Origin of the sequence: Pseudomonas sp. HN2-3 (assembly GCF_020691745.1) — a bacterium.
Taxonomy (GTDB): Bacteria; Pseudomonadota; Gammaproteobacteria; order Pseudomonadales; family Pseudomonadaceae; genus Aquipseudomonas; species Aquipseudomonas capeferrum.
In genome coordinates this window covers 792,532-807,481 of the sequence record NZ_CP085704.1, presented here as the reverse complement: position 1 = coordinate 807,481, position 14,950 = coordinate 792,532, and the positions used below count along the sequence as shown (strand labels likewise).

Here is a 14,950-nt window from a genome sequence, read left to right as displayed (position 1 = left end):
CGCCATGTTCCTGCGCCATTGCATCACCTTCACCCTGATTGCCCTGCTCGCGGGCTGTGCCGGCTTCGGTAGCCGTGAAGCCCTGCAGGGCCATGGCGACCCGCAGCAGTGGCGCCAGCACAAAGCGCAACTCAGTACCCTCGACGGCTGGCAGATCAGCGGCAAGGTCGGCATCCGCGCCCCGCGCGATTCCGGCAGCGGCACGCTGTTCTGGTTGCAGCGCCAGGACTACTACGACATCCGCCTGGCCGGGCCATTGGGCCGTGGCGCTGCCCGCCTGACCGGCCGCCCCGGCGGCGTGGTGCTGGAAGTGGCCAACCAGGGCCGCTACGAAGCCACCAGCCCGGAAGCACTGCTGGAAGAACAACTGGGCTGGCAACTGCCGGTTTCGCACCTGGTCTGGTGGGTACGCGGCCTGCCCGCGCCCGACAGCAAGAGCCAGCTGACCCTGGACGGCGACAGCCGCCTGGCCAGCCTGCAACAGGATGGCTGGCAGGTGCAGTACCTGAGCTATACCGAGCAGAACGGCTACTGGTTGCCCGAGCGCCTGAAACTGCACGGCAAGGACCTCGACGTGACGTTGGTGGTCAAGGACTGGCAGCCGCGCCAGCTGGGGCACTGATCGATGACCACCCTTACCCTGCCCGCCCCGGCCAAGCTCAACCTGTGGCTGCACATCATCGGCCGCCGCCCGGACGGTTACCACGAGCTGGAAACCGTCTTCCAGTTTCTCGACCATGGCGACGAGCTGAGCTTCGCCCTGCGTGAAGACGGCGTGATCCGCCTGCACACCGAAATCGAGGCGGTGCCCCACGACAGCAACCTGATCGTGCGTGCCGCGCGCAAATTGCAGGAACAATCCGGCACCCGCCTTGGCGCCGACATCTGGCTGACCAAGGTCTTGCCCATGGGCGGTGGCATCGGCGGCGGCAGCTCGGACGCCGCGACCACGCTGCTGGCGCTGGCGCACTTGTGGCAGCTGGACTGGGATGAAGATCGCCTGGCCGGCCTGGGCCTGACCCTCGGTGCCGACGTGCCGGTGTTCGTGCGCGGCCACGCGGCGTTCGCCCAGGGTGTGGGCGAGCAACTGACCCCGGTCGACCCGATCGAGCCCTGGTATGTCGTGCTGGTGCCGCAAGTGTCTGTCAGTACTGTAGAAATTTTTTCACATCCGCAGTTGACACGTGATTCCCTCCCCCTTAAGATGCGCCCCGTTCCCGAGGGAAACAGTCGAAATGACTGCCAACCGGTGGTAGAGCAGAGTTACCCAGAAGTTCGCAATGCGTTGAATTCACTGGGAAAATTCACTGAAGCTCGATTAACCGGCACTGGAAGTTGTGTGTTTGGGGCCTTCCCAAGCAAAGCCGAAGCTGATAAAGTTCTGGCCCTTCTTTCAGCGACCCAAACAGGGTTTGTGGCGAAAGGAAGCAATGTTTCGATGTTGCATCGCAAGCTGCAAAGTCTGGTCAAGAAGTCGAGTGCCTAGCGCTCGCAGCAACAGATACAGGGGCGTCGCCAAGCGGTAAGGCAGCAGGTTTTGATCCTGCCATGCGTTGGTTCGAATCCAGCCGCCCCTGCCATTTTCCTATACTCATCCAGGTATACCCTCAGCCTTCAGGTACTGCGCGTGTCCAAGATGATGGTCTTTACGGGGAACGCTAACCCCGATCTGGCTCGGCGTGTCGTACGTCAGCTGCATATCCCTCTCGGTGACGTCTCTGTCGGTAAATTCTCCGACGGCGAGATCAGCACTGAGATCAATGAAAATGTCCGCGGTAAAGACGTCTTCATTATTCAGCCGACCTGTGCCCCGACCAACGATAACCTGATGGAACTGGTAGTGATGGCCGACGCCTTCCGCCGCTCCTCAGCATCCCGAATCACCGCCGTGATTCCTTACTTCGGATACGCCCGCCAGGACCGCCGTCCGCGTTCGGCACGTGTAGCCATCAGCGCCAAAGTTGTCGCTGACATGCTCACTGTCGTGGGTATCGACCGTGTACTCACCGTCGACCTGCACGCTGACCAGATCCAGGGTTTCTTCGATATCCCAGTCGACAACATCTACGGCTCGCCCGTATTGGTCGACGATATCGAAGACCAGCGTTTCGAGAACCTGATGATCGTCTCCCCGGACATCGGTGGTGTCGTGCGCGCACGTGCCGTCGCCAAGTCCCTGGGTGTCGATCTGGGTATCATCGACAAACGCCGCGAGAAGGCTAACCACTCCGAGGTGATGCACATCATCGGCGACGTCGAAGGGCGCACTTGCATCCTGGTAGACGACATGGTCGACACCGCCGGCACCCTGTGCCACGCGGCCAAAGCCCTGAAAGAACACGGCGCTGCCAAGGTTTACGCCTATTGCACGCACCCTGTCCTGTCGGGCCGCGCGATCGAGAACATCGAGAAGTCGGTACTGGACGAGCTGGTGGTGACCAACACCGTTCCGCTGTCCGCCGCTGCTCAAGCCTGTGACCGTATCCGCCAGCTGGATATCGCACCGGTTGTCGCTGAAGCGGTACGCCGCATCAGCAACGAAGAATCGATCAGCGCGATGTTCCGCTAAGCGGAACACGTGTTGATGTGAAGCGCCCCGCCCCAGCATTTGTTGGGGCGGGGCTTTTTTGCCATTCCCGTTGGCGCTGGTCGCAAACGCCCTCGGGAGGCTATTTTGGAGAAACAAAATGACTGATTTCACGCTGAACGCCAAAGTGCGTACTGACCTGGGGAAAGGTGCGAGCCGCCGCCTGCGTCACTCGCTGAGCATCCCTGCCGTTGTCTACGGTGGCGATAAAGAAGCGCAATCCCTGACCATCGTGTCGAAGGAAATCGCCAAGCTGTTCGAAAACGAAGCTGCCTACAGCCACGTGATCGAGCTGAACGTTGACGGCGCCAAGCAAAACGTCATCGTCAAGGCCATGCAGCGTCACCCAGCCAAGCAATTCATCATGCACGCTGACTTCGTTCGCGTCGTTGCTGGCCAGAAGCTGACTGCCAAGGTTCCGGTTCACTTCATCGGCGAAGAAGCGCCGATCAAGAAAGGCGGCGAGATCTCCCACGTTGTTTCCGAGATCGAAGTTTCCTGCGAAGCCAAAGACCTGCCTGAGTTCATCGAAGTTGACCTGGCTAACGCTGAAGTCGGCACCATCATCCACCTGTCGGACCTGAAAGCTCCGAAAGGCGTAGAGTTCGTCGCTCTGGCCCACGGTGATGACAAGGCTGTTGCCAACGTTCACGCGCCACGCGTTGCTCCAGAAGCAGAAGGCGCTGCCGAGTAATCCACTCGCACGCCGGTGTTGATCGGGTTACAGTGCCGCGCGCGCTGTAACCCACCAACTCCAAGGAAGAGCCCCTGACGTGACCGCCATCCAGTTGATCGTTGGCCTGGGTAACCCCGGCCCCGAATACGAACAGACCCGGCATAACGCAGGGGCTCTTTTCGTTGAACGCATTGCCAGCGCCCAGCGCGTCTCGCTGACCGCTGACCGCAAGTATTTCGGCCTGACGGCTAAATTCAGCCATCAGGGCAACGACGTTCGTCTGCTCATCCCCACCACCTACATGAACCGTAGCGGCCAGTCCGTGGCGGCCTTGGCCAATTTCTTCCGCATCAAGCCGGAAGCAATTCTGGTGGCGCATGACGAACTCGACCTGCCTCCGGGTGTCGCCAAGCTTAAACGCGGCGGCGGCCATGGCGGGCACAACGGCCTGCGCGACATCATCGCGCAGCTCGGCAACCAGAACGACTTCCACCGCCTGCGGCTTGGCATCGGCCACCCGGGTGACGCCAAACTGGTCTCCAACTTCGTCCTGGGCCGCGCGCCGCGCGCCGAGCAGGAGAAGCTCGACGCCAGCATCGATTTTGCCCTCGGCGTGCTGCCAGATGTCCTCGCTGGCGATTTCGCCAAGGCGATGCGCGAGCTGCACAGCCAGAAGGCCTGATTTCCTAGAGAGGGAATACCCATGGGTTTCAATTGCGGCATCGTCGGCCTGCCCAACGTCGGCAAGTCCACCCTGTTCAACGCCTTGACCAAGTCCGGCATCGCGGCGGAGAACTTCCCTTTCTGCACCATCGAGCCGAACAGCGGCATCGTGCCGATGCCCGACGCGCGTCTGGCTGCCCTGGCAGAGATCGTCAAGCCTAACCGCATCCTGCCGACCACCATGGAATTCGTCGACATCGCCGGCCTGGTGGCAGGCGCATCGAAAGGTGAAGGCCTGGGCAACAAGTTCCTCGCCAACATCCGCGAGACCGACGCCATCGCCCACGTGGTGCGCTGCTTCGAAGACGAGAACGTGATCCACGTTTCCAACAGCGTCGACCCCAAGCGTGACATCGAGATCATCGACCTCGAACTGATCTTCGCCGACCTCGACAGCTGCGAGAAGCAACTGCAGAAGGTTGCCCGCAACGCCAAGGGTGGCGACAAGGAAGCCCTGGCGCAAAAGGCCATCCTGGAAAAGCTGATCCCGCACTTCACCGAAGGCAAGCCTGCACGCAGCCTGATGAAGCACATGGCTGACGACGAGAAGGCCGTCATCCGTGGCTTCCACCTGCTGACCAGCAAGCCGGTGATGTACATCGCCAACGTCGCTGAAGACGGCTTCGACAACAACCCGCACCTGGACGTGGTCAAGGCCATCGCCGAGGAAGAAGGCGCGGTCGTGGTACCGGTGTGCAACAAGATCGAAGCCGAAATCGCCGAGCTGGACGACGGTGAAGAGAAGGACATGTTCCTCGAGGCCCTGGGCCTGGAAGAGCCTGGCCTGAACCGCGTGATCCGCGCCGGTTACGAGCTGCTGAACCTGCAGACCTACTTCACTGCCGGCGTGCAGGAAGTACGCGCCTGGACCGTGCGCATTGGCGCCACCGCGCCACAGGCTGCTGGCGTGATCCACACCGACTTCGAAAAAGGCTTCATCCGCGCTGAAGTAGTGGCGTATGACGACTTCATCCAGTTCAAGGGTGAAAGTGGCGCCAAGGAAGCCGGCAAGTGGCGTTTGGAAGGTAAGGACTACATCGTCAAAGACGGCGATGTGATGCACTTCCGCTTCAACGTCTGACGCTCAGCGTTTGCCTGTCAACAAAAGCCTCCGTATGGGGGCTTTTGTGTTTCTGTTGTCCCGTTCGCCCCTATCCCCCTCAGTGCGCCCACTGCCGCGCCCTGCGCCTGTCGATCCAGATCAGCAAGACGCTGGCATACACCGAGACAGCCAAGAACAGCGCCATGCGCACCGCAAAGGCCCGGTACACGTCCTGCCCTGCCGCGCTGTCTTGCACCGACTGCCCCAGCAGAATCAGCATCGTGGTCAGGCAACTGACCCAGTAAGCAGGGCCGTGCCGCGTCGCCACCGCCCGGTAGAGCCGCCGGGCCTGCCAGAGGGTGAACAGCAACACCCACAGAAAAAACATCCACAGGTGCACGAACAGGCTCAAGGCACTCCACAGCAGGATCGCCAGCAGCCCGGCTAGCAGGGTCGAACCAATCAGCTCTCGGCTGGCATTGCGGGCATGGGTTTCGCCGGCCTGCTGGCCCAGGCTCACCGACTTCATGATCAGCGGCATGAATGCATCCGGGGCAATCAGCGCCAGCAAGAACGCCGGCATGACGATCAGCGTGGCACGCAGCGCAACCCAACTGGCACGCGCGCTGGGGAGCGGTGGCGGGGACGGTTGCGCGGGGGCATCGACAGGTTCGGGAAACAGTACATGCGCCAGCGCCGTGCCCAGCGCCGCCAACAGCATGCCTTTGGCTAACGCCTCGACCACCGACAGCGCCAAGGTGAAATCATGGGTGCCGGCTGCGGCGATCATGGTCAGGCCGATCACCAGCAAGTTCGCCACCAGGCCATTGCCGCCCTTGAGCGCGTAACGCAGCACCAGAAACACCCCAACGCCGACCAACAGCACCCCACTCACCGGGGCATGGCGCAGCAGTGGAATCAGCAACAAGCCGCTGCCACAACTGAGCAGCACCAGCACCGCCAACGCCGGTGCCGCGCGCAACGGCAGCGGCTGGCTGCGGGTGGCTAACAGCAGCACCGCAAACACCGGGGCCAGGATCGGCACGGGCAGGCCGATGCCGAAGCTGACCGCCAGGCACAGCGCCACGCCCCAGGCCAGGCGTAGCGCCCGCAGGCGCCGCCACTCAATAGGCATACGACAGCCAGCTCATCAGCCACATGAACACGCGGCCCAGCACGTTCAGCGGGTTGCCCTCGCTGGGCAGCGCCATGACTTCGGCCTGGCCGCCGACCCGCAACCCGGTCTTGTCCTCCAGCTGGTCACGGTCCAGCTCGACGATCACCGGAAAACGCTGCGCCGAGCGCAGCCACTCGCGGCTGTTCTGCACGCTCGGCAGGGTACCCGGCGGGCTGCCCTGCCCCACGCTGACGCCATACCCAATGCTGCGTATGCGCCCCTTCAGCACGACCCCCGGCAGTGCATCGAGCACCACCAGCACCGCTGTACCGGAGCGCAGGCGGCCGAGGTTGTTTTCGGTCATGTCGGCGCTGATCCACACGTCATGGATCGCGATCAGGGTCATCATCGGGCTGCCGGCCGCCACATAATGGCCAACGTCTGTGCGCAGGTCAGTGATCAAACCGTTGGCATCGGCGCGCACCACGGTGCGGGCCAGATCCAGGCGGGCCTTTTCAACATTCGCCGCAGCGCTGCGCAACTGGGCGTTGTCTGCCTGTGAACCGCCCTGCTGTTCACGTGCCCGCTCGACTTCGGCACGGGCCGCCGCCACCTGGCTGATGGCTTGGTCGCGCGTGGCCTGGGCCCCTTCCAGGCGGCGCACCGACACCGTGCCTGGGTCTTCCTCGATCAGCCGCTTGAGCCGCTCGGCATCCTGGCGCGCCTTGCGCTCGTTGGCCTGGGCCGCCAGCAACGCCGCCTTGGCCGAATCGATGCCGGCGGTGTTGGCGCCGATCTGCCTGCGCACGGTATCAAGGTCGGCCTCGGCGCGAGCCAGCGCAATGCGGTATTGCGCCGGGTCCAGCTCGAACAGCACCGCGCCTTGGCGTACCTCCTGATTGTTGCCCACGGCCACACGCTTCACCGGGCCAGCCACCTCGGCGCTCACCGGCACCACATAGGCTTGCAGGCGGGCCTGCTGGGTGTAAGGCGTGAAACGGTCTGCCAGCAAGTACCAGAGCAGGCTTATGGCAATCAGCAGCAATACCCAGCGCATGCCACGATCAGGCGCTTGCGGGGGCGGTGTTTGCGGGGCGTCGCTCATTTCGGTTCACCGGGTTGCTGTGCGGTAGGGGGTGGCGCGTCCAGCAGGTCTCCCCAATCGGTGCGTTGCTGCATCTGTCGACGCGTGGCCGGGTCGACAGATGCACGGCCTGGCTGCCAACCGCCGCCCAGGGCCTTGTACAAGGTCACCACGCTGCTGACGGCATTGCCGCGGCTGACCAGGTAACCGTCTTGTTGCTGCAGCAGCAGTTGCTGGGCATCGAGCACCCGCTGGAAGTCGGCAAAGCCTTCGCGGTATTGTGAGGTGGCCAGGCTCAGCGAGCGCTGCGCGGCTTGCGAGGCCTGGTCGCGAATACCCGCGCTCTGCAACGAGCGCACCAGGCCGCTGGCTGCATCGTCGGCCTCGCGGGCGGCTTCGCGCACGCCCTGCTGATACAGCTCGATCAGTTGCTGCAAGCGGGCATCCTCCACGCGCACGGCGTTCTTGCGCCGGCCATAGTCGAACGGGTTCCAGATCAGGCCTGGGCCAGCGGCGAGGTCGAAACTGTCGGGCAGGTGGCTGGCCGTCACGAAGCTCCAGCCGATGCTGCCCAGCAGGCTCAGCTGTGGATAAAGGTCCGCTTCGGCCACGCCCACCAGCGCCGACTGCGCCGCGACGGCCTGCTCGGCGGCACGGATGTCCGGGCGTCGCAGCAACAAACGGGCGGGAACGTCTTGCAACAGTGCCCGGTCTGGCAGTGGTAACTGCCCGTAACGAGGTTGCAACTCCGGCAGCGGCCCCGGTGGCCGCCCAAGCAGCGAACACAACACGTTGCGCAGGGCATTGAGTTGGTTTTCGAACTCGGGGATGGTCGCCTGCGTCGCCAGGTACTGGGTGCGTGCCTGCTGCCAGTCGAGCTCATCATGCTCGCCATGGCGGAACAACCGCTCGGTGATCTCCAGGCTGCGCGCCTGGCGCTTGGCGTTTTCCTCGGCAATGGCCAGCCGCGCCTCGGCGGTACGCAAGGCAAAATAGGTGTCGGCCACCTGTGCACGCAACAACAGCATGGCATCGGCGTAGTTGGCCTCGGAGGCAAAGTACAGGGCATCGGCCGCCTCGATGGCACGGCTGAAGCGCCCCCAGAAGTCGATCTCCCAACCAATGTCGAAGCCCACGCTGGACTGCCAGAACACCGAATCACGAGCGTTGGCGGTACCGGACTGGTCCTGCTTGAGGTAGAGGCTTTGCGCGCGCAACTGCTGCAGTTGTGGATAACGCCCGGTCTGCACGATGGCCAGTTGCGCACGTGCCTCGGCGACGCGCAGCCCAGCCACGCGCAGGTTGGTGTTGTGCGCATCGGCTTGGGCGATCAGGGCATCCAGTGACGGGTCGGCGAACACCGCCCACCACTGGCGAAAATCCGGCGCCGCGGCGCTACGGCTGGCCTGCTCCAGCAGCGGGGTGCTCCAGGTGTCCAGCCAGGGCGATTGCGCCGGCTGGTAGTCCGGTCCGACCTGCGTACAGCCTGCCAGCAAAGCCACCAGGCCCAGTGCGCGGCGCCAGCGAGGTCCGGGCATGCCAGGCCCCGGCTCAAGCCGACGGTTCGGCAGGGTCTTCCGGCACCTGCAACGCCACCCACTGCCAGAACAGCACATAGGTCACGCCCAGAATCACCGGGCCGATGAACAGGCCAATGATGCCTTTGACCACCATGCCGCCCAGCGCACCGATCAGCACCACTGGCATCGGCACATCCACGCCGCGCCCCAGCAACAGCGGCTTGAGCACGTTGTCGGCAAGGCCGGCGACGAAGGTGTAGATGGCAAACACGATGGTCGCGACGGTGAAGCCTTCGGCATGGAATACATAGGCGATGACCGGTAGCGTGATCAGCGTGGCCGGCGCCTGGGCGATGCCCAGCATAAGGATGGCGATTGCCAGGATCCCCGCGCCCGGCACACCCTTGACCACAAAACCTACGCCTATCAGCAGCATCTGGATGAAGGCGATGCCGATCACACCCTGGGCGACGGCGCGAATGGTGGCGGTGCACAGCCTTGCAATGGGCTTGCCGCGCGACTCACCTGAAACCCGAATGGCAATGCGCTGCGCCGCCACTTCGCCGCGCTCGCCGAAGGCCATGATCACCCCCGAGATGATGATCGCCGCGATGAACATCAAGAATGCACCCCCGGCACTGGCAGCGGCGCCCAACAATACACGCCCGGCATCCTTGAGCTGCGGCATCACACTGTTGAGCACCCCGCTCAAGCTCTCGGAAGCCGCCAGCCACAAGGTATACACGCGCGGCCCGATCAGCGGCCAGGTGGCCACCGACTCCGAAGGCGTCGGCACGCTCCAGGCACCGCTTTTGAGCAGTGTCACCAAGCCGTCCACCGACTCGCTGATCGACACCACCACCAGGTAGATCGGCACCAGCAACACCACCAGCACCAAAAGCACCACCAGCGTTGCCGCATAGCCGTCCTTGAGCCCCGTGCCGCGTTTGATGCGCTGGTGCAGCGGGTACAGGGTCACCGCCAGGATCACCGCCCACAGCATCAATTCCAGAAAGGGCTGAAACACCTGGAAGGCGAAGATCACCAGGGCAGCCACCAGGCCTGCCTTGATCAATACATCGAGCAGGCCCCGCGACAGGGCACTGTCCAGCTTGAAACTCGGCTGCATGCTTCACCTCCGCACATTCATTTTGCCAACGGGTGCAGTTCAGTGGTCGGTTTGACGCTCAGGCGGGGACGCCTCAGCGTCGCTCAACTGCCGTGTCAGGCCCATCATCACCAGCGGTACCACGGCCATCGACAAGGTGATGGCCAGCACCAGCAGGTCGTGAACCTGCTGCTCCAATACCTGGTGCTCACGCGCCAGTTTGAACACCACGAAAGCAAACTCGCCGCCCGACGCCAGCACCACGCCCAGGCACAGCGCCTGGGCGCGGTTCAACCCGCCGGCCCTGCGGCCCAGGGCAACCAACAGTGGCAGCTTGATGCCCACCAGCAGCAGCGTGAGCCCAAGCACGGCCAAGGGCATGCCGAACAACAGGCGCAAGTCTGCACTCATGCCCACGCCGACAAAGAACAGCCCGAGCAGCAACCCTTTGAGCGGCTCGATCTGGGTTTCCAGTTCGTGGCGAAACGGCGACTCGGCCATCAATACGCCGGCCAGGAATGCGCCAAGGGCCATCGATATGCCTACATGCTCCATCACCCAGGCGGTGCCCAACACCACCAGCAACGCAGTAGCCGTGGACAGCTCCGGCAACCCGGAGCCGACTGTCCATTTGAAAATCGGGGTCATCAAGTAGCGGCCGCCGATAATGATCACGCCGATGCCGAGCGCCACGGCCAGCAGCGGCCAGTTGCCTTCATCTGCATGGCTGACATCACCGCCAAGCAAGGGCACTACGGCAATCAGGGGGATGGCGGCGATGTCCTGGAATAGCAGAATCGCCACAGCCAGTCGGCCGTGGGGCTTGCCCAGGTCCTTGCGCTCGGCGAGCACCTGCAAGCCGAACGCCGTTGATGACAGCGCAAGCCCCAGCCCCAGCACGATGGCCGCCGGCTTCGACTGGCCAAATACCCCATAGGCGAGCAGGCCAAGTGCGGCGGCGGTCAGCCCGACCTGCAGCGAGCCGATGCCGAAAAGGGCGCGGCGCATGGTCCACAGGCGGCGGGGCGAGAGCTCAAGGCCGATCACGAACAGCAGCATCACCACGCCCATCTCCGACAGGCGGGCGACGTTGTCCGGGTTGCCCAGCAAGCCGAGCACCGAGGGGCCGATCAGGATGCCGGCCAGCAGATAGCCAGGCACTGCCCCCAGTTTCAAACGTTGCGCCAGTGGCACCAGAAGCACCACGGCCAGCAGGAACACCACCGTCGCCTGCAGCAGGCTGCCGTCATGTGGCATAGGATTTCATCCTTTAGGCTCCCCGCAAGGAGGGGGTCAGAAGCGCTCTTCAACCACCTTGAACGGGTAGGCCACCGCCTTGTACTTGCCGACCTTGCCGCGCTTGGGCAACTTCACGACCTGGTCGCGGGTGATGTCCTTGTAGGGAATGCGAGTGAGCAGGTGGCTGATGATGTTCAGCCGCGCCCGCCGCTTGTCGTTGGAATGGGCCATGAACCAGGGTGCCCAGGAGGAATCCGAGGCGGCGAACATCGCGTCGCGCGCCTTGGTGTAATCATCCCAGCGGCTATACGACTTCAGGTCCATGGGTGACAGCTTCCACAGCTTGCGCCCATCGCTGATGCGGTCCTGCAGGCGGCGGGTCTGCTCTTCGGCGCTCACTTCCAGCCAGTACTTGATCAGGATGATCCCCGACTCGACCATCATCTTCTCGAACAGCGGCACCACCATGAGGAACTTGTCGGCTTGTTCATCGCTGCAAAAGCCCATCACCCGCTCGACGCCGGCGCGGTTGTACCAACTGCGGTCAAAGATCACCACTTCGCCCGCAGCGGGCAGATGGCCCAGGTAGCGTTGCACGTACATCTGCGACTTTTCCCGCTCGGTCGGTGCCGGCAGCGCCACCACACGGAATACTCGCGGGCTGACACGCTCGGTGAGGGCCTTGATGGTCCCACCCTTGCCCGCGCCGTCCCGGCCTTCAAAGACGATGCACACCTTCAGGCCCTTGGCCACGACCCATTCCTGCAGCTTCACCAACTCGACGTGAAGCTGCTTGAGCGCCTTCTCGTAGGCCTTGCCGCCCAACTTTTCCGGCTGTGCCTGTGGGGTCTTCTTCCTGGCTGACTTCGACATGGGTCGCTCCCGGCGGCGAATGAAGGTTCAGTATGGTCGATCCACGGGGGTTTGCCGCTTCGCTTGCTACCACAGCACCGCCCCCCTTTGGAGAGGGCGGACAATGGCCGGGTTATTTGGCCAGCTTGTTGTAACTGGTCATCAGGTTGCGGTAGTCGGGAATGTGGTTGGCGAACAACGTCCCCAGCCCTTCAACGTCGTTGCGCCAGTCGCGGTGCAGCTCGCAGGCCACACCGAACCAGGTCATCAGTTGCGCCCCGGCGGCCTCCATGCGGCGCCATGCCGAATCGCGGGTCAACTCGTTGAAGGTGCCAGAGGCGTCGGTGACGACGAAGACCTCGAAGCCCTCCTCAAGGGCCGACAGTGCCGGGAACGCCACGCACACTTCGGTCACCACACCAGCGATCAGCAGTTGCTTCTTGCCCGTGGCCTTGACGGCCTTGACGAAGTCTTCGTTGTCCCAGGCGTTGATGTTACCGGGGCGGGCAATGTAGGGGGCGTCGGGGAACTGCTCTTTGAGCTCGGGGACCAGCGGGCCATTGGGGCCGGTTTCGAAGCTGGTGGTGAGGATGGTCGGCAGCTTGAAGTACTTGGCCAGGTCCGACAGGGCCAGAACGTTGTTCTTGAAACGGTCCGGGTCGATATCCCGTACCAGCGAAAGCAGGCCGGTCTGGTGATCGACCAGCAGGACTGCGACGTTGTTCTTGTCCAGACGCGTGTATTGGAAGGCCATGGTGGAGCTCCTTGCATCAGCGGATAGGGAGTATCAGCGTAGGCAAGGATGAGCGACTGCGGTAACCGTCAGTCGGGTCCGTTCTTGAGATCGAGCGCCGCCCACGCGGCGCTCGATCTCATAGGCGCCAAAACAGCCAAGGCGAGCCCCCACCGCTCACTTCACAATTTCCTGAACTGATTATTTGCCCCCAGCGATTTTTCCCCTCGCCCACCGCCACCAGAATCGCTCACCACAATCACAAAAACCGTGAGGCCACTCCCGTGGACCAGACACTCCAGGTACGGCAGGCCGCCGCCGACCTCGTCGATGCCTTTGCCAGCAACGACACCGCTCGCTACTTCGCCTGCTTCAGCGAAGACGCCACCTTCCTCTTCCACACCTTGGCCCAGCCGCTGTTGTCGCGCCGCGACTATGAAGACCTCTGGGCCCAGTGGCAGGCCGAAGGCTTCGCCGTGCTGGCGTGTGAATCGGGCAATGCCCAGGTGAGCCTGCAAGGCGACGTGGCGATCTTCATGCACGATGTGGCCACGCATATCCGTATCGCCGGTGACGAACACCAGCTGGCTGAACGCGAGACCATCGTGTTCCGCCGCCACGGCGAACGCTGGCTGGCCTGCCATGAGCACCTGTCGGTCGTCACCACCGCCTGAACCTTCTTTTGCGGCCTTGCCGCTCTGCCATCGCACCCACAATAAGGCCCGCGCACCGCGCCGGCCGACAACAACCGCGCTGGAGCATCACCATGAGCCAATCGACCGGTATCGAGACCAACGGTGTCGAACAGATCCCCGACGATCAACGCCACGCCGCGCCGCTAGACCTGTTCCGCCTGATCTTCGGCGGTGCCAATACCTTTGCCACTGCCGTGCTGGGCAGCTTCCCGGTGCTGTTCGGGCTGTCGTTCCAGGCCGGGGTCTGGGCAATTTTGCTCGGGGTCGGCATCGGCGCCATCATCCTCGCCCCCATGGGCCTGTTCGGTGCGCTCAACGGCACCAACAACGCGGTGTCTTCGGGCGCGCACTTCGGCGTGCACGGGCGTATCGTCGGCTCGTTCCTGTCGTTGCTCACCGCCGTGGCGTTCTTCTCGCTGTCGGTGTGGAGCTCGGGCGATGCCCTGGTCGGCGGTGCCAAGCGCTTGGCCGGCTTGCCGGAAACCGACTTGACCCTGGGCCTGGCCTATGGCCTGTTCGCGGTGCTGGTACTGGTGGTGTGCATCTTCGGCTTCCGCTTCATGCTGTGGGTCAACAAGATTGCCGTGTGGGCGTCGAGCCTGCTGTTTCTGCTAGGCATCGTCGCCTTCGCCGGTCCGTTCGATGCGGGCTACGCCGGCAGCGTCAACCTCGGCCAGGCGGGTTTCTGGGCCGCCTTCGTCGGCGCGGCGATCCTGGCCATGAGCAACCCGGTCTCGTTCGGTGCCTTCCTCGGCGACTGGTCGCGCTACATCCCGCGGGCAACCCCCAAGCCGCGCATCATGCTGGCCGTGATCGCCGCCCAGGCCGCGACGCTGATCCCCTTCCTGTTCGGCCTGTGCACCGCCACCCTGGTCGCCAGCCAGGCACCGGACTACATCGCGGCCAACAACTACGTCGGCGGCCTGCTGGCGGTCTCGCCTAACTGGTTCTTCCTGCCGGTGTGCCTGATCGCGGTGATCGGCGGCATGTCCACCGGCACCACTGCGCTGTATGGCACCGGCCTGGACATGTCCAGCGTGTTCCCACGCCTGCTCAGCCGTGCCGGCGCCACCTTGCTGATCGGCGTGCTGGCGATCGGTTTCATCTTCATTGGCCGCTTCACCTTCAACCTGGTGCAGAGCGTGTCGACCTTCGCCGTGCTGATCATCACCTGCACCAGCCCCTGGATGGTGATCATGATCCTCGGCCTGATCACCCGCCGCGGCTTCTACCATGCCGATGACCTGCAGGTGTTCACCCGTGGCCAGCGCGGCGGCCATTACTGGTTCACGCACGGCTGGAACTGGCGCGGCATGGGGGCGTGGATCCCCAGCGCGGCGGTCGGCCTGTGCTTCGTCAACCTGCCGGGGCAGTTCGTCGGCCCGCTGGGCGACCTGGCCGGCGGCATCGACCTGAGCCTGCCGGTAACCCTGGGGCTGGCCGGGGTGCTTTACCTCGTGCTGCTCAACCTGTTCCCTGAACCTGCTGGCGTGTATGGGCCTGATGGCCCGCGCTGGGTGCGCTGCAAAAGCACCCCGCATGCGCCGCTAATCACTGCCGAAATAGCCTGACTG

15 protein-coding genes and 1 tRNA gene are annotated in these 14,950 nt (G+C 63.6%); 9 read left to right on the top strand and 7 right to left on the bottom strand.

The window, feature by feature from the left end; translation table 11 throughout:
• The first annotated feature begins 4 nt into the window (after positions 1 to 4).
• The 7 genes from lolB (at position 5) to ychF (ending at position 5,067) form a co-directional block, all read left to right on the top strand.
• Positions 5 to 622, top strand: coding sequence for a lipoprotein insertase outer membrane protein LolB (lolB, locus tag LJX93_RS03700; protein WP_033701330.1), 618 nt, complete (start codon positions 5 to 7; stop codon positions 620 to 622).
• 3 nt (positions 623 to 625) lie between these two features.
• Entirely contained in the window at positions 626 to 1,486 is an 861-nt protein-coding gene (gene ispE / locus LJX93_RS03695) for a 4-(cytidine 5'-diphospho)-2-C-methyl-D-erythritol kinase (protein WP_033701331.1), read from the top strand.
• Between the two features lie 19 nt (positions 1,487 to 1,505).
• Positions 1,506 to 1,580 (top strand) — tRNA-Gln (locus tag LJX93_RS03690).
• Positions 1,581 to 1,627: 47 nt separating this feature from the next.
• Positions 1,628 to 2,569: a ribose-phosphate pyrophosphokinase gene (locus LJX93_RS03685; RefSeq protein ID WP_003247410.1), complete on the top strand. Its 942-nt coding sequence runs from the start codon at positions 1,628 to 1,630 to the stop codon at positions 2,567 to 2,569.
• Between the two features lie 118 nt (positions 2,570 to 2,687).
• Positions 2,688 to 3,281, top strand: coding sequence for a 50S ribosomal protein L25/general stress protein Ctc (locus LJX93_RS03680; RefSeq protein ID WP_033701332.1), 594 nt, complete (start codon positions 2,688 to 2,690; stop codon positions 3,279 to 3,281).
• Between the two features lie 79 nt (positions 3,282 to 3,360).
• Positions 3,361 to 3,945, top strand: a complete 585-nt coding sequence (gene pth, locus LJX93_RS03675; RefSeq protein WP_008099045.1) for an aminoacyl-tRNA hydrolase — start codon at positions 3,361 to 3,363, stop codon at positions 3,943 to 3,945.
• A gap of 21 nt (positions 3,946 to 3,966) precedes the next feature.
• Entirely contained in the window at positions 3,967 to 5,067 is a 1,101-nt protein-coding gene (ychF, locus tag LJX93_RS03670) for a redox-regulated ATPase YchF (protein ID WP_033701333.1), read from the top strand.
• Between the two features lie 79 nt (positions 5,068 to 5,146).
• On the opposite strand, the gene LJX93_RS03665 is transcribed toward ychF, so the two are convergent.
• The 7 genes from LJX93_RS03665 to ycaC all read right to left on the bottom strand — a co-directional run bounded on the left by LJX93_RS03665 (position 5,147) and on the right by ycaC (position 12,702).
• On the bottom strand, positions 5,147 to 6,163 hold the full coding sequence (locus tag LJX93_RS03665; RefSeq protein WP_047582777.1) for a DUF2955 domain-containing protein: 1,017 nt from the start codon (positions 6,161 to 6,163) through the stop codon (positions 5,147 to 5,149).
• The gene (locus LJX93_RS03660; RefSeq protein ID WP_033701336.1) at positions 6,153 to 7,250 is read right to left on the bottom strand and encodes an HlyD family secretion protein; all 1,098 of its coding nucleotides are present in this window, start codon (positions 7,248 to 7,250) and stop codon (positions 6,153 to 6,155) included. The genes LJX93_RS03665 and LJX93_RS03660 overlap by 11 nt, the downstream gene beginning before the upstream one ends.
• Positions 7,247 to 8,767: an efflux transporter outer membrane subunit gene (locus LJX93_RS03655; protein ID WP_227696760.1), complete on the bottom strand. Its 1,521-nt coding sequence runs from the start codon at positions 8,765 to 8,767 to the stop codon at positions 7,247 to 7,249. The genes LJX93_RS03660 and LJX93_RS03655 overlap by 4 nt, the downstream gene beginning before the upstream one ends.
• Before the next feature lie 13 nt (positions 8,768 to 8,780).
• Positions 8,781 to 9,878 (bottom strand): AI-2E family transporter, encoded by a 1,098-nt coding sequence (locus LJX93_RS03650; RefSeq protein ID WP_033701339.1) that lies wholly within the window; start codon positions 9,876 to 9,878, stop codon positions 8,781 to 8,783.
• Positions 9,879 to 9,917: 39 nt separating this feature from the next.
• The gene (locus tag LJX93_RS03645) at positions 9,918 to 11,114 is read right to left on the bottom strand and encodes a monovalent cation:proton antiporter-2 (CPA2) family protein (protein ID WP_033701340.1); all 1,197 of its coding nucleotides are present in this window, start codon (positions 11,112 to 11,114) and stop codon (positions 9,918 to 9,920) included.
• 36 nt (positions 11,115 to 11,150) lie between these two features.
• Entirely contained in the window at positions 11,151 to 11,969 is an 819-nt protein-coding gene (ppk2, locus tag LJX93_RS03640; RefSeq protein ID WP_033701341.1) for a polyphosphate kinase 2, read from the bottom strand.
• A 112-nt stretch (positions 11,970 to 12,081) separates the two neighbouring features.
• A complete protein-coding gene (gene ycaC, locus LJX93_RS03635) occupies positions 12,082 to 12,702 on the bottom strand; it encodes an isochorismate family cysteine hydrolase YcaC (protein ID WP_033701343.1) in 621 nt (206 codons plus the stop codon).
• A 263-nt stretch (positions 12,703 to 12,965) separates the two neighbouring features.
• Between ycaC and LJX93_RS03630 the strand changes: the two genes are divergently transcribed.
• Positions 12,966 to 13,355 (top strand): YybH family protein, encoded by a 390-nt coding sequence (locus LJX93_RS03630; RefSeq protein ID WP_033701345.1) that lies wholly within the window; start codon positions 12,966 to 12,968, stop codon positions 13,353 to 13,355.
• A 92-nt stretch (positions 13,356 to 13,447) separates the two neighbouring features.
• Entirely contained in the window at positions 13,448 to 14,947 is a 1,500-nt protein-coding gene (locus LJX93_RS03625; RefSeq protein WP_227696759.1) for a purine-cytosine permease family protein, read from the top strand.
• Positions 14,948 to 14,950: the final 3 nt, after the last annotated feature.

What these genes read in the sequence shown, in the direction of transcription:
- lolB (WP_033701330.1), top strand. Translation starts at nt 5, where the DNA reads ATGTTCCTGCGCCATTGCATCACCTTCACCCTGATTGCCCTGCTCGCG.
- ispE (WP_033701331.1), top strand. Translation starts at nt 626, where the DNA reads ATGACCACCCTTACCCTGCCCGCCCCGGCCAAGCTCAACCTGTGGCTG.
- LJX93_RS03680 (WP_033701332.1), top strand. Translation starts at nt 2,688, where the DNA reads ATGACTGATTTCACGCTGAACGCCAAAGTGCGTACTGACCTGGGGAAA.
- ychF (WP_033701333.1), top strand. Translation starts at nt 3,967, where the DNA reads ATGGGTTTCAATTGCGGCATCGTCGGCCTGCCCAACGTCGGCAAGTCC.
- LJX93_RS03665 (WP_047582777.1), bottom strand. Translation starts at nt 6,163, where the DNA reads ATGCCTATTGAGTGGCGGCGCCTGCGGGCGCTACGCCTGGCCTGGGGC.
- LJX93_RS03660 (WP_033701336.1), bottom strand. Translation starts at nt 7,250, where the DNA reads ATGAGCGACGCCCCGCAAACACCGCCCCCGCAAGCGCCTGATCGTGGC.
- LJX93_RS03655 (WP_227696760.1), bottom strand. Translation starts at nt 8,767, where the DNA reads ATGCCCGGACCTCGCTGGCGCCGCGCACTGGGCCTGGTGGCTTTGCTG.
- LJX93_RS03650 (WP_033701339.1), bottom strand. Translation starts at nt 9,878, where the DNA reads ATGCAGCCGAGTTTCAAGCTGGACAGTGCCCTGTCGCGGGGCCTGCTC.
- LJX93_RS03645 (WP_033701340.1), bottom strand. Translation starts at nt 11,114, where the DNA reads ATGCCACATGACGGCAGCCTGCTGCAGGCGACGGTGGTGTTCCTGCTG.
- ppk2 (WP_033701341.1), bottom strand. Translation starts at nt 11,969, where the DNA reads ATGTCGAAGTCAGCCAGGAAGAAGACCCCACAGGCACAGCCGGAAAAG.
- ycaC (WP_033701343.1), bottom strand. Translation starts at nt 12,702, where the DNA reads ATGGCCTTCCAATACACGCGTCTGGACAAGAACAACGTCGCAGTCCTG.
- LJX93_RS03625 (WP_227696759.1), top strand. Translation starts at nt 13,448, where the DNA reads ATGAGCCAATCGACCGGTATCGAGACCAACGGTGTCGAACAGATCCCC.